Raw genomic sequence first — 14,474 nt, 5'->3', positions numbered from 1 at the left:
GCAGACGCGGGAGTATACCAGCACTTTTATCATATTGCTACTCGACGGTTGTTTTTTCCACAAGAAAGTTTCAGTGTTCTGCTTATCACTTATACACAAGTTTCCTTTCTATATTATTCATGGGCTAATAGTAAAAAATTAAGCTATGAATTTGTATAACTTGCAGATCACGGTTCGACCCCACTTTCCGTAAAAACTCGACACTGTATTAAACTAGCGGATGATAATGTGCTTCATGTGTCCACCTTAGCGATATTAGCGATCACCTTATTACGGTTTTTTATTGCCATCATCACAGTCATGCTACTTTATTACTTTTCTGTCGTGGTTAAATCTACAAAATTTAGCTAATATGGGCGGGTGTTATTTTTTATTAACGCTCCATCAATTAGGAATTTATGAACAAAGATTTACTGCTCCATCCGGTACTTATTTCATTAGCAATGATCACTATTGCGTTTACTCTTAAAGCGCTGGTTGACAAATTTGCGCGCCATAAAGCAGAAAAAAAAGAAAAAGATATTCGCTATATTTCGCACAATATTAAGCACTTTATTAACTTAGCAACAGTGCTATTACTGCTATTTGTATGGTCTACTGAAATCCAGAACTTTGCGCTGTCGATCGCAGCATTTGCAGTGGCTATTGTATTTGCGACCAGAGAGTTTATTCAATGTATAATTGGCTTTTTCTATTTAGTTACCACGCGCCCGTTTCGGGTTGGTGACTGGGTACAGGTTGGTGAGTACTATGGTGAAATTGCTGAAACAGATTGGATCAAAACCACCATGCATGAAATTGACATGCACACTTATCAATTTTCTCGCAAAACCATTTATATTCCGAATAATAAGCTGATCACTAGTCCTATTAAAAACTTGAACTTTGTAAAACGCTTTACCACACATCACTTTAGTATTGTGCGTAAAGAAAGTTTTAATCCGTATCCAATTTACGAAACTTTGACCACGAAAGCGAAACAGTATTGTGAAGAGTTTCAAGATGTGGCTGGTCGTTATAATTCGATTATCGAAAGAAAGCTAGATGCAAAAATATCTGGCCCTGAGCCTGAAATACACTTTAGCACCACCGAATTAGGCGAGTTTAAAGCCAGCTTCACTTTATTCTGTCCCACTGACAAGGCGCTGGGAATAGAGCATAAGCTAACTGCCTTTTTTATGGAGCTTTGGTACTGTGAAGCTGCAAAACAACAAAGCAGTAACTCTCACATATAATAAGAATATGCCACTATATGGACATAGTTTAACTCACTTGATTAAAACTGAAGTGAGTTAAGCTTTTAACGCTAGCCTCCCGATCTAATATCTCGCTCAAACTCAGTTTCAGTTTTTACTGGCTGACAAGTTGATTGAACCGTGCTCTTATTACTTTCATCTTCGTCAGAACTAAAGATTGTATAGTTGTAGTCAGTCTCAACTTCACCACCTAAGCACTCATGCTCAGCAAACACCTCATTGCTATATCCGTCTGGCATTTCCTGTGACGCACACCCACTGAGGAGCAGAAGTGTTATTAAAATTGACATTACTTTCATATTAATCACCGTAAAAGAATACGTTATAAATTATAGTTCATACTCAAAATGCCATGAAGGAAACTTGTTGAGTAATGGCTGAAGTGCTTTTTCTTTTCTTAAATCACGACGCTCTCTCTCCAACTGTTCTCTTTCTCGGCGTAACTCTTTATTTTGACTACTTGACGGTTTATCACTCGCTAATTCATTACTAATAGATTGCAACCGCCAATTAATATTATTAAGTCGATCATCTATCTCGGCTTTCCTTGCTTCAAATTGATAACGCTCGTTACCCTCTTGCCATGCTTTTCTAAACTGTGTGTCATTACAAACCCCGTTATACGCATCGCCTCGTAAACCTAGGGTAAAGCCATTTTCAGGTTCACAATACACAGCAAGGCCTTGCTGGTAACTTGCCTGATACTCATTTAACTGCGCGGTAATACCAAATTCACGACAAGTGGCTATGATTTCTTTGCCTCGCTCATATGTATAGCCTTGTTGGCCATGGCTATAACCTAACTGCTGCCAATTAGCTTCTGCGCACTCTTGTTGAGATAAAGAAGTACACCCTGATAACAATATCAAAAGCAACAAACATAAAAAACGATGAGACATTTCACTTCCTAAAGTATCAGGGGTTATTCAAGTACCTACTTTGTAGCACTTTTTAAATAAAGTGAACAATATAAGTGTAACTAGATGTTTTACCTTTTAATTATCACTTTCCTTCCTTGTAACTTCATGATTAAAAATACAATTACAGAAAGTACAAAAAAAAGCCAAGATAATGGTATTAAGAAAAACGCTTCCACTAACATGCCATTCTCATCAATGTAACCACCTTGTAAATAGAAACTAATAGCGCACAATAGACTCAAAAACAAACAACCAACCACATATTTATAACGTTTAATAAATGACCACATATCAGGCTCCTCTATTTAAATGTACGTGCCGGATTAGTAGGCACATTATTTTGCTTCATTATCCAACGGGCTATGTTATCTTTTCGCATGAACTTAACACCAGTATGCTGTTTTGCATACTGGATAAAATCATCAAGCGCTTTTACCCGTGCAGGCGTTCCTGCAATACGGTCATGAGCACTTATCGACATCATTCGTCTTCTGTGTTTTCCTTCAGCGTATAACACGTCAAACTCATCCTTTAACTCTTGCAAGTAGGCTCGAGCCGTCATAGCGGTGCTTCCTGAATAGCGCACAATGTCGTTATTACGAAAAGTATAAGGTACAACCACAAAAGGCTTATTATTTACTGGTGTAAAAGAAGGCTCATCACGCGATAGATCATCAATATGATAAATAAACCCCAGCTCTTGCAAAAGCGTAAGTGTATTTTTTGAGTGTCTCATCCAAAATGCATTAAAGCCAACCGGCCGCATGCCTGTCACTTTTTCGATAATATCTGCACTTTTAATATATGAAGCGCGCTCTTGTTCAACACTCATCGAATATTGTGGTGTCCATGTTTGGCCGTGACCCGATGCTTCATGCCCTCGCGAAACCACTTCTTTAGCAAGTGCTGGATTTAATTCCACAGCCCTGCCCACCATATGAGAGGTAACTTTAATATTATGTTTATCCCATAGATCAAGTAATCGCGGGATCCCTTCATTCATCCCATACTGATACCAAGTAGGCGAAATCGTATCGCGATAACCCTGCTCTATTTGAGGAAACGGCCCTGCATCAGAGCTATCTTGTGCTGTGGCCTCAAATTGCATTGAAATAGAAATCACTAATTGTGCATCATCAGGCCAATAACCTGATTTCTCAGGTAGTGGGGCTGCATTTAATAGCTTACTGCTGCACAGTGCCATTAAAAGAATGAGTAAAGGTAAAGCCTTCATTTTTATCTCCTAAGCTAATTAACGCGGTCCTGCCGTTACTGTGATCTCGGCTGTTTGCAAAGAGTGTTGGTGTAAGAAAAACCCTGTAAGTGCACTTGTTGCCCCTTGTGGAACAGCTAATTTTTCTACATCCAATGCATACACTTTATAGGTGTAGCTATGCTTGCGTCCTTCTGGTGGACATGGCCCAAGGTATCCGGGCTTCCCCATATCTGTATTACCTTCAATGGCTCCTTTGGGCAAGATCGTTGAAGATAGTGAGTTACTAGTAAGAGGAATATCATGTACTACCCAGTGCCAAAAACCACTGCCAGTTGGTGCGTCATTGTCATACACTGTCACGGCAAAGCTTTTGGCTTTCTTAGGCGCATTTTGCCATTTAAGTTGTGGCCTAACATTACTCCCCTGACAACCAAAGCTATTCCAATATTGCTCACTCTTTATTGCCTGCCCTAGCTGTAAATCAGGGCTCGATAAACTAAATTCAGCCGCAAAACTGGCACTACTAAACAGCCCGCTGATCAGTAAAGTAACTACTGAGTTTGAAAAATTAACCATTTTTAGCCCTTATATTTTCAGTTAAAAAAAGTTACTTTTGATACGCTGGGTAATCGGTATAACCTTTGGCTGTACCGCCAAACAATGTACTCCCATCGGTAATCGTGTTTAGTGGCAGTTGCTCTTGAATACGATACGGTAAGTCTGGGTTGGCAATAAAACGACGACCGAATGCAATGTAATCGGCAAGACCTTGTTCAATAAGCTGCGCACCTGAATGCTCGGTATAATTACCGGCAACAATAATCGCGCCACTAAAATACTGACGAAGTGCGACTCTAAACTCTGGTGTTACACTGGGCGCATCGTCCCAGTCCGCTTCGGCAAGATGAATATACGCAATACCAATTTGCTCAAATTGCTTTGCTGCTAATAAAATAGTGTCAATTGCTTCACTATCACCCATACCACGCTGAGTGATAAAAGGCGCTAATCTAATACCCACTTTATGAGCTCCAATGGCATTACTAATTGCGCCAATAATTTCACAGGCAAAACGAATACGGTTTTCTTGGCTACCGCCATATTCATCTGTGCGCTTATTCGCTGAACGTCTTAAAAACTGATCAATTAAATACCCGTTACCTCCATGTATTTCAACGCCATCGAAACCAGCCTCAATCGCGTTAATTGCCGCTTGCTTATAATCATTTACTATTTCTTTAATTTCTTTAACACTTAGTGCTCGTGGGGTTGGGCAGTCAAGCATCCGTCCTTCTCCATCATCGCCTACCACCCAAACTTGTGCATCTGGAGCAAGTGCAGATGGGGCAACTGGCGTTCCATCATGATGAAATGAAGAGTGCGACATTCTACCAACGTGCCAAAGTTGTAAAAATATTTTACCACCTTCTTTGTGCACGGCCTGTGTTACTTGCTTCCAACCTTCAATTTGTGCTTGCGTGTAAATACCTGGCGTAAATGAGTAACCTTTGCCCTGAGCAGAAATTTGTGTTGCTTCAGAAATAATCAGCCCTGCAGTAGCACGCTGCGCATAATAAGTGGCCATCAGTTCAGTAGGAATATCGCCCGGTTGCGCAGTTCGCGAACGGGTCATAGGTGCCATCACAATTCTATTTTGCGTGACCATGCCACCGAGTGTTTTAGCTTCAAATAAGGATTCTATAGACATAACTAACTCTCTTATAAATAATGTTTATCTGGATTTAAATTAAATTTCATCACTACTAAATAGCATTTCGACCTTTATCTCTTCTGGTCCTTGTATACCCAAGCCACCTCAATGTGCAGAATTCAGCGTTTCACAGGGGCTTAATATCAAGGCGTTACTTTGCAACAATGGCAGTCCCTTTTAAGAAGTAACAACGATGAGAGTAAGTGCCTGTGAAACGCCCAAAGGGTTGGTTTAAAAGCAATTTATACTGCGTTATTGACTTTAAAAATAGAATCACTATTACTTGCAATCAATGCCTTGCCTAAATCGCTTTTAATTCCAACTGAAACTCGCATCTTGAGGTGGTTTGGGTATATAAATACTTGCTGCTCTAATAGCTCTGGCACGGTTCGCTCAAAGTAGCTTATACCTGTTTGCGCTAAGCGACTTTTCAATCCTTGATAACCTATGCTACGAATCGCAATGTGATCTACCACTCCTCGGCCTTGGGTTTTGCTGTTTAATGCTGATAAGTAACCCTGTTGCGCTTTATTACCCGTGGCATTAACCAAATGAATCAAAGCAACATTATCACTGCCGTATAACCATGCCCCCTCGAAAGGGAAAGGCGGACGATACCCTTCAACTAGCCCAACTGAATTTATAAAGAACTGTCGCACCGCCTGGTAATCACAACTAGAAATTAATACATGATCTAAACGCATAAACTTTCTCTGTTGATAATGAGTACAACCAGTTTAACTATTTACTTAAATTTGATAATTGAGTTAATATCAAAAACACTATTCATTAATACTGAACTATAAAGAGTAAAGAATGATGGCTAAGATTGATGATATGCAGCTTTTTGTTCATGTGGTGCGCTCTGGCGGGCTTGCTGCAGCTGGGCGAAAAATTGGTTTATCGCCTGCGAGTATGACGGCACGTATCAACCAGCTTGAAAATCACTATCAAACCCGACTCTTAATACGTAATACTCGAAGTATTAAATTAACCGAGGCTGGAGAGCACTTTTTTCAAGGCTGTTTAAGAGTGATTGCTGAAATTGATGCCGCAGAGCAAAGTATTCAGCTTAGTAAAAGCACTCTTTCGGGTAGCCTCAAAATAACCGCACCCTCTGACTTTGGTAAACAGTTTGTTGCCCCTGCAATAGCTAAATTTGTAGCACAGAATCCACAAGTAAAACCACACCTGCATTTAACCGATGGCTTAGTTAATCTAGTTGAAGAAGGCATTGATATTGCTATTCGCTTTGGAAACTTACCCGATAGTAATTTGATTAGCCGAATGATCAAAGCCAATAAGCGTGTGTTATGTGCTTCAGCTGAATATTTAAAAATACATGGCCAACCTTTACAACCAAGCGATTTATTAAACCATCGCTGCTTAGTAATGGAGAGACTTGGTCAATCGATGCATGATTGGCATTTTAAAGACGAGGTAATTCGCGTACCTGTAGCTATGAGTAGCAGTGATGGTGCAGTGATCAGACAGTGGGCAATTAACGGTGCAGGTATTGCTCTAAAATCAATGGTAGATATTAATGATGATCTGACTAAGGGTAATTTAGTGACGCTACTTGATGATTATATTCTCGGTTTTAGTAATAAAGATAAACAACAAATTGGCTTACAGTTTCTTTACCCATCAAGGCAATTTCAGCCACGACAAGTTGCCGCATTTATGGATTTTTTTCAGCAGCAAATTTAACCTCAAAACAATAAGCAGCCGACAAAATAAAACCTTGAGAGTTTGCACTTTCAAGGTTTTATTTATAGCGTTTGGCAGTTATAAAGTTAAGCAGTACCGCCTACTGTTAACTGATCAATTTTCAGGCTTGGCTGGCCAACGCCTACAGGTACACTTTGGCCGTCTTTACCACATACTCCTACGCCTTTATCAAGCGCTAAATCATTACCTACCATAGAGATTTGTTGCATAACCTCAGGGCCATTACCAATTAATGTTGCCCCTTTAATTGGCTGAGTAATTTTACCATTTTCAATTAAGTAAGCTTCTGAGGCACTAAACACAAACTTACCTGAGGTGATATCCACTTGGCCGCCACCAAAATTAGGGGCAAACACGCCTTTTTTAACCGTGCTGATAATATCAGCTTGGCTGTGCTCGCCACCTAACATGTAAGTGTTGGTCATACGTGGCATTGGTAAATGCGCGTATGACTCACGACGTGCGTTACCTGTTGGGTTTACCCCCATCAAACGCGCGTTCATTTTATCTTGCATATAGCCTTTTAAAATACCGTTTTCGATAAGTACGTTATAGGCTGCTGGCGTGCCTTCGTCATCAACATTAAGTGAACCACGGCGATCGGCCATAGTGCCATCATCAACCACAGTACATAGCTCTGAAGCGACTTTTTGCCCTACTTTACCGCTAAACGCAGATGCGCCTTTACGGTTAAAGTCACCCTCGAGGCCATGGCCTACCGCTTCGTGTAACAACACACCTGGCCAGCCATTACCTAATACCACTTCCATAGTACCTGCAGGGGCATCAATAGCTTCTAAGTTTACTTTAGCTTGACGAACGGCTTCTTCTGCAAAACCCATCCAACGCGGCTTACCATCCACCAGCTCTTTAAAGTAACCATAGTCTAAACGTGCGCCACCACCTGCGCCACCGCGTTCACGGCGGCCGTCTTTTTCAAGTAATACCGAGCAATTTAAACGTATCAATGGGCGAATATCTGTTGCAAAGGTGCCATCGCTGGCTGCAATTAATACTTCCTCGTATACCGCAGACATTGAGCTGATCACTTGCTCAGCATCAGGGGCTAACTCGCGAATATAGTTTTCAAGTTCACGTAACAAATTAACTTTATCGGTATCGCTCATGCTAGAAATAGGCTGATGCGGTGCAAACTGCTGTTTTGCAGCCACATCACTAAATACTTTAACCGCTTTATCTTCACCGGCTTCGGCAATACTTCGTGCAGCTGTTGCGGCTTTATTAAGCGCTTCAAGATTAATAGCATCTGAGTATGAAAAACCGGTTTTTTCACCACTCACCGCGCGTACGCCAACACCACGCTCAACATTATAAGAACCTTCTTTAACAAGGCCGTCTTCTAATACCCATGACTCATGATGGCTAGATTGAAAATAAAGGTCGGCATAATCAACTTTATGCTGGTGAATATAAGCTAATGTTTTTTCGAGTTCTTCTCGATTTAGCTGGCTGTCGTGTAGTAAATGCTGTTCAACCGTGTTCATAATAAATGCTCTCTAAATCGTTGGTGAGATTGCACTGGCATATCTCGTCTAATGGCATGCAATTGAGTTAAATCTGGCTGACAACCAATAAACCCAATACCATTTTTAAGCTCACTGAGGATATTGCCCCAAGGAGAAATAATTAAACTGTGGCCATACGTTGCTCGACCATTTTCATGCTGCCCAGCTTGTGCTGCAGCAATAACATAACTTTGCGTTTCTATCGCTCGCGCTGTTAAAAGTGGCTGCCAATGAGCTGCCCCCGTTACTGTTGTAAAAGCACTGGGCACTAATATGATTTCTGCTCCTGCACGCTGTAATGCACTAAACAGTCCACTAAAGCGTAGATCATAACATACTGTAAGACCTATTTTACCAAACGGTGAATCCACCACCACAATGTCACTGCCCGCTTCGGTGAAGTTAGACTCGCGATACGCACCAGTCCCATCAGCTACATCAACATCAAATAAATGCATCTTGTTGTATTGGGCAAGCACATCACCTTGGTTATTAAAAAACAACGACGCGGCAAAGTATTTGTCATGCTCTGTGGTAATCGGCACGGTGCCGGCCGCAAGCCAAATATCATACTGACGACATAAGTTACTTAATTGCTGTATATAAACGTCACTTTGCTTAGCAATCGCGCGTGTCTGCTGGCCGCTTTTAGCAAATACTAAAAAGTTCTCAGGTAAACAAACAAGTAATGGCCGAGTTGTGGGGAGTTGTTGTAACTGCTGGTTAAGTTGCTCAATATTGGCATCAGCACATAATCCAGAGCACATTTGTAACGCGACTATCATAGCTTGCTCCTTACTGCGTGGCTGTGGCTGCGACATCTTTGAATATTAGCTCATCTGATGTAGACGCTTGAGGTTGATTTTGTGCAGCTTGTGGCAATGTCATTTCACGGCTCTTACGATCGATTTCTTTCACAACAGGGTCGTTCATACTGCCGGTCACTTTAAAGTTAATTTCTGAAATAACCCGCGCCGAGTGGATCACTTTATCTATCGCCAGTGCAGCCAGCCCGGTTACGGGATTAACCATCCAAGCAACAATCACCGGAATACTCGATGTTACTTGTGGAGCAACCGCTAAATCATAATCTATTTCCATGGTATTGAGATTAGTATGGCCTTTAATGGTTAAGTCAGCAGGAACACCATCCATTTTCGTATCTTGGGTATAGGCAACACCTTTATCTAACTGCATAGTGCCTTGTAAGCTGTTATAGAAAAACCCCTTCGAAAATACATCTCTAAAGTCGAGTTTTAACTTACGTACTAATGAATCAAGGCTCAGTAACGAAAATACCCGCGCTCCGCCATCGCTTATCTCAGCTAAATGCCCTTCACCTAAGCGCCAATCTAAATTGCCCGACAAACTTGCTACATCAAATAAATAAGGCGCATCTTGCCAGCCGAGATCAAATTGAATGTCCGCAGTTGAATCTTTAACTGTAGTGGTAATATCAAACTCATCAAATAGTTCGCCAATATCATCACTTTGCATATTACCGCTAAATTGGCTTATACCCTCTTGCCAATACCCTTTAGCACGTAACACATGTTCGCCTTTATCAACCACCAACTCAGAGATAATGAGCTTATGACCATCACCATAAAGCGATGCGCTGACTTTATCTAATTGATAGCTAGCCACTTTACAATCTGCACATTCAAATTCAATGGCCGGTATGTCACCCAACCACGTGTAATCTTGTGGAGTTTCAGATGACGGCAATACGTCTGTTGTTGGGGCAAAATTAACACGTAAATAATCACTGGCAATATGAATCGGACGACTTGATTTATCGAGCGGAATAAGTACTTGTGAGCGCAGTTCTTTGGCATTCAGGCGTAGCCTCAAATCACTGGAAGTAGGCGCTAAGCGCATTTCAAAATCATTAAATGCAATATCACCTATGGTTAATTGCTGAATGTTAGCCACCACTTCTTTTAATGGTGGTAGTACACTCGGTTCAGCTGGTTCTATTTGACTGATGGTGATGATCTGCTGGATCAAACCAAGCCAAGGTAATAGATCTGTTTGCTCTAAATCAATAACAACACTTAAGCCTTGCTGATTTAAGCCCAAATCATGCTTGCCTAAAATAAACTGTGCGTTGGTTAGTTTGCCAACGTTATTCGCTAAGATGCCATTAAAATACAAGCTGTTATTAAGATTAGCGGTGATCAAATTAGAAATATTATCACCTTGAATAACGGCCGTTAGCGGCCAAAAATCAGCACTACTTTTACCGTAAGGTGCTGGCAATTCACTACTGAGTCCTTCAAGTTGCGAACTCACATTAGCACGATAGTTAAAGCCATCAGCTAAAAAGTTTAATACAAGATTAATAGTTACTTCACTTTCGCCATGTAAGTAACCTTTTAGTAAGTCTTGCCCATGAGAAATTAACGTCTGGGCATTCAACTGTGCTTTTATATCAACGTCGGCACGATAATTTTGGTCAATATTTTTACCATTAAAATTAACTTTCAGCGGCATTCCTAACCAGCTTGCGTTAGCATTTTCTAAAGTGATCTGATCATCATTGAAATAGAGTTTACCTGTTACACCTTCAAGCTGTAGTCCTGGTTGTGCTAAATACACTGGCAGATCTTTTAAATTAACCATACCTTTAGCTGTTACATCTAACTCGTTTAAATCAACAAGTAGCTCAATATCAGCACTGGCAGTACCTTTACCTTGGATCACCTCAAATACATTTGCTAGTGGTTCAGCAATTGGCGTTGCTTTAAAAAACGGTAGTAATGTTTCCATCTCAGCACGTTTATTAATTTTTACGCTCAGTACATCTGCATTCATTAGATCTGCAATACTGACATGCACAGCATCACCAACCGCTAAGTTAATTAATTGCCCATGCTGAGAGTAAATATCCATACGCTGATTTTCAAAGTGTAGTTTTGCACTCGCTTTAGTGACTGCAGGCCAATCAGGGGCGAATTGATAATTAGCGTTATCTACCTGTGCTAACACTTCAAACTGTCCTGAGTTATCAGCAAACGGAAAGCCCGTTAATGGCCCAGAAAACAGTACTTGTGTTTGCGTGAGTTCGCCACTTTTAATAGCCCCAGTTAAGTAATCAACTAAGTTTTCAGTCATCACAGGCCGTGGGAAGTAATGGCTGGCAATACTGGCATCCGGTGCAAATGCTTCTGCATATAAATCAAGCCGAGGCTGTTCGCCTAAGCTAAGCTTCATTTCGGCTGCAACAGTGACTTCTTCATTATCAAGCCACATATTATCACTGCTGATCTGCCAACCTTGCTCACTATTGACTAAATCAATTTGCATATTCAGTTGGTTATATTTGATTGGCTGGCTAAAAGTATCAGCGGTAAGTAACTCGCTATTTTCACCAAGCAGATTAATACGGCCACGATCTTGATTTAACAAACCATCAACACGTAAACCCTGTACACCTGGCACGCCTTGCTCTGCAAGCCAACCCAATTGCTGAGCTTCAAACCATAATTGCCATTGCTGTGTTGATGTAAACAGCATATAAGCGCGCTTAACTTGACCACTGGGTTGACGATTTAACAGCGGCTCTAATTCAGCAAAATCACTTAACTGGACCAACCTTGTAACCAAATCAAAATCGAGTTCTTGCAACCAAATCTGTTGTTGCTTGTTATCCAACTGCGCTTCAAATTGAAAGTCGGGCCAATGCTGTTGATCGTTTGAAAGCCGCACCCCTGAACTTTTCAGCCGCCAACCTTGCTGCCAAGGGTAAAGGTGAAATCCCCCTTCACTTAAACTAAATTGATGATTTTTTGTATCTTGCTGCCAATTAATAAAGCTTGGCAACCATTTAACTGTGACATCTTTGATCAAGCCTTTTTCAATACTCAACCATGATTCTAAGTTAATGTCAGAATTGAGCTGCTCTTTACTAGCATTAATATACTGAGCCAGCCATTTCGACACATCAACATTATTTGCTTGCACATAAACATCACCCAGCATAGTTTCTAGCGTCGATCCGGTTAATGCCAAACGAGCATCAAAAGTCCCCACTGAAATCCCCGGTAATGCTAACGTGCCGCTACCTAAGTGTTGCTCGCGTTGGTTTTGCCAAACGATGTTTTCAAGCATCACCCGACGCTCTTTACCATCTGCCAATATAAAATTAAGACTACTATTTTCAACCGCAAAATGACCAGTTTTACCCAAAAACAAGCTTTCAATCAGCTCTTTTTGCTCAAAGGTTACCTCACTACGGTTTGATTGCAACATAGTCGACATATCAATATCAGCATGAACACCGTTGATCACAAAGTAGTTAGATTTTAACTGTCGTGTTTTGATGGTTTCCCATACATTTAATTCAAGACTAGCTTTAGCGATGGTCAGTGCGATGGGTGAGGTTTTATTATCTTCAAAGGTGATATCTTCCAAGACAATAGAAGGACCTTTGCCATGCCAGCTAGCAGAAATAGCCCCAATTGATAAATTAACAGCAAAGTTATCAAATAAGTAACTTTCAATGTTACTTTTATAGTCATTGGCATACGGCAGGGTATATTTTAAAACCGAAACAACAACGGCCAATAGTACCAAAGTGATAGCACACATTTGCCATAACTTACGGATACAAAAAAAACAGACCGTCTTTGCTTTCATTACATCATAACCACATCAAACTGCTCTTGGCTGTAGAGGCTTTCGGTTTGAATGCTCACTTGTTTACCAATAAATAACTCTAGCTCTGCAAGATTATGATACTCGTCATTAAGTAATGCCTCACTTACTGCGGGAGCTGCATAAACCATAAATTTATCAGCCGCGTAAGCACGGTTTACGCGGACAATTTCACGCAGTATTTCATAACATACTGTTTCCACGGTTTTTTGCGAACCGCGCCCAGAGCAGGCCGGACATACATCACATAAAATATGTTCAAGGCTTTCTCGAGTACGCTTGCGGGTCATTTCCACTAAGCCTAGTGCCGATAAACCATTAATATTTGATTTAACGCGATCTTTACCCAGCGCAGACTCCAGTGAATGCAATACCCTGCGCTTATGCTCTTCGCTAACCATATCAATAAAGTCGATAATGATAATACCGCCCAAGTTACGCAACCTAAGCTGACGGGCAATCGCAGACGTGGCTTCAACGTTAGTGTTAAAAATAGTTTCTTCGAGATTTCGATGACCAACAAAAGCACCGGTATTAACATCGACCGTGGTCATCGCTTCAGTTTGGTCGATAATTAAATAGCCACCAGACTTTAACGTCACTTTACGATGTAAGGCTTTTTGTATTTCGTTTTCAACATCAAACAAGTCAAAAATTGGTCGCTCGCCTGGGTAATACTCTAAAGCATCGGAAAGGATTGGTACAAACTCTGCGGTAAAGCTTTTTAGCTCTTCATAAGTTAGCTTTGAGTCAACACGGATACGCTCCATGTCTTCCCCTACGTAATCTCGTAAAGTTCGAAATTCTAAGGTTAAATCTTCATGCAGAATACTTTCTTTGCTGGTTTTTTTACGTTTAGTGACGATTTTTTTCCATAGTTTCTTTAAAAACTCGGCATCATGACGCAATTCAGCTTCGCTGGCACCTTCAGCGGCAGTACGGACAATAAAGCTGCCGTCTTCGTCGCCGTACTCACCAACAATGCTTTTTAAGCGTGCGCGCTCTTCTTCGGTTTCTATTCGCTGACTTACACCAACATGGGTGGCATCTGGCATAAACACTAAATAGCGAGAAGGAATGGTAATGTCTGTCGTTAAACGTGCGCCTTTAGTACCCAGAGGATCTTTTACCACTTGCACCATGATGTATTGACCTTGGCGCACTAACTCGCGAATATCTTGTACTTTTTTGATTGGTTGCTCGTCAACACCTTCAACAATAGAGGCGCTGTTTACAATATCAGACGCGTGTAAAAAAGCCGCTTTATCTAAGCCAATATCAACAAATGCAGCTTGCATACCCGGTAACACTCGGCTTATTTTACCTAAATAAATATTACCGACGATACCTAAATTGCCAATACGTTCTAGTTGAATTTCTTGTAATACACCGTTTTCAATCAGGGCAACACGGCTTTCACTCGGGGTGACGTTGATCAGTAATTCTATACTCATG

At 41.0% G+C, this 14,474-nt stretch carries 13 protein-coding genes; 2 read left to right on the top strand and 11 right to left on the bottom strand.

The window, feature by feature from the left end; translation table 11 throughout:
• Window positions 1–398: 398 nt before the first annotated feature.
• A complete protein-coding gene (locus J7338_RS05655; protein ID WP_210796142.1) occupies window positions 399–1,235 on the top strand; it encodes a mechanosensitive ion channel family protein in 837 nt (278 codons plus the stop codon).
• A 71-nt stretch (window positions 1,236–1,306) separates the two neighbouring features.
• Here the strand turns inward: J7338_RS05655 and J7338_RS05650 are convergent, their stop codons facing one another.
• From J7338_RS05650 to J7338_RS05620, 7 genes are all read right to left on the bottom strand, one after another.
• Complete coding sequence (locus J7338_RS05650) at window positions 1,307–1,555, bottom strand: hypothetical protein (RefSeq protein WP_182767977.1); 249 nt, start codon at window positions 1,553–1,555, stop codon at window positions 1,307–1,309.
• Between the two features lie 30 nt (window positions 1,556–1,585).
• Window positions 1,586–2,155 carry a DUF2799 domain-containing protein gene (locus tag J7338_RS05645; RefSeq protein WP_210796141.1) on the bottom strand — a complete coding sequence of 190 codons (570 nt, stop codon included), beginning with the start codon at window positions 2,153–2,155 and terminating at the stop codon, window positions 1,586–1,588.
• 89 nt (window positions 2,156–2,244) lie between these two features.
• Window positions 2,245–2,466 carry a DUF3955 domain-containing protein gene (locus J7338_RS05640; protein WP_145238621.1) on the bottom strand — a complete coding sequence of 74 codons (222 nt, stop codon included), beginning with the start codon at window positions 2,464–2,466 and terminating at the stop codon, window positions 2,245–2,247.
• An 11-nt stretch (window positions 2,467–2,477) separates the two neighbouring features.
• Window positions 2,478–3,380, bottom strand: coding sequence for a polysaccharide deacetylase family protein (locus J7338_RS05635; RefSeq protein WP_338052504.1), 903 nt, complete (start codon window positions 3,378–3,380; stop codon window positions 2,478–2,480).
• A gap of 48 nt (window positions 3,381–3,428) precedes the next feature.
• Window positions 3,429–3,968: a YbhB/YbcL family Raf kinase inhibitor-like protein gene (locus J7338_RS05630; protein WP_210796139.1), complete on the bottom strand. Its 540-nt coding sequence runs from the start codon at window positions 3,966–3,968 to the stop codon at window positions 3,429–3,431.
• A gap of 31 nt (window positions 3,969–3,999) precedes the next feature.
• Window positions 4,000–5,100, bottom strand: coding sequence for an alkene reductase (locus J7338_RS05625; RefSeq protein ID WP_210796138.1), 1,101 nt, complete (start codon window positions 5,098–5,100; stop codon window positions 4,000–4,002).
• A gap of 245 nt (window positions 5,101–5,345) precedes the next feature.
• The gene (locus tag J7338_RS05620) at window positions 5,346–5,807 is read right to left on the bottom strand and encodes a VOC family protein (protein ID WP_210796137.1); all 462 of its coding nucleotides are present in this window, start codon (window positions 5,805–5,807) and stop codon (window positions 5,346–5,348) included.
• Window positions 5,808–5,919: 112 nt separating this feature from the next.
• On the opposite strand from J7338_RS05620, the gene J7338_RS05615 reads away from it, so the two are divergent.
• Window positions 5,920–6,813, top strand: a complete 894-nt coding sequence (locus tag J7338_RS05615) for a LysR family transcriptional regulator (protein WP_228732925.1) — start codon at window positions 5,920–5,922, stop codon at window positions 6,811–6,813.
• A gap of 86 nt (window positions 6,814–6,899) precedes the next feature.
• On the opposite strand, the gene tldD is transcribed toward J7338_RS05615, so the two are convergent.
• Genes tldD through rng form a run of 4 tightly spaced genes read right to left on the bottom strand, consistent with a single transcriptional unit; the run spans window position 6,900 to window position 14,473 of the window.
• The gene (tldD, locus tag J7338_RS05610; RefSeq protein ID WP_210796136.1) at window positions 6,900–8,339 is read right to left on the bottom strand and encodes a metalloprotease TldD; all 1,440 of its coding nucleotides are present in this window, start codon (window positions 8,337–8,339) and stop codon (window positions 6,900–6,902) included.
• Window positions 8,336–9,145 carry a carbon-nitrogen hydrolase family protein gene (locus tag J7338_RS05605; protein ID WP_210796135.1) on the bottom strand — a complete coding sequence of 270 codons (810 nt, stop codon included), beginning with the start codon at window positions 9,143–9,145 and terminating at the stop codon, window positions 8,336–8,338. Before J7338_RS05605 ends, tldD begins: the two co-directional genes overlap by 4 nt.
• Before the next feature lie 10 nt (window positions 9,146–9,155).
• The gene (locus tag J7338_RS05600) at window positions 9,156–13,001 is read right to left on the bottom strand and encodes a YhdP family protein (protein ID WP_210796134.1); all 3,846 of its coding nucleotides are present in this window, start codon (window positions 12,999–13,001) and stop codon (window positions 9,156–9,158) included.
• Window positions 13,001–14,473 carry a ribonuclease G gene (gene rng / locus J7338_RS05595; RefSeq protein ID WP_210796133.1) on the bottom strand — a complete coding sequence of 491 codons (1,473 nt, stop codon included), beginning with the start codon at window positions 14,471–14,473 and terminating at the stop codon, window positions 13,001–13,003. The genes J7338_RS05600 and rng overlap by 1 nt, the downstream gene beginning before the upstream one ends.
• Window position 14,474 lies beyond the last annotated feature (1 nt).

This window comes from Pseudoalteromonas ostreae (genome assembly GCF_018069805.1).
In the GTDB taxonomy this organism is placed as follows: domain Bacteria; phylum Pseudomonadota; class Gammaproteobacteria; order Enterobacterales; family Alteromonadaceae; genus Pseudoalteromonas; species Pseudoalteromonas ostreae.
Note: the sequence above shows the minus strand (reverse complement) of the source record. Positions and strands in the feature narration are given on the sequence as shown.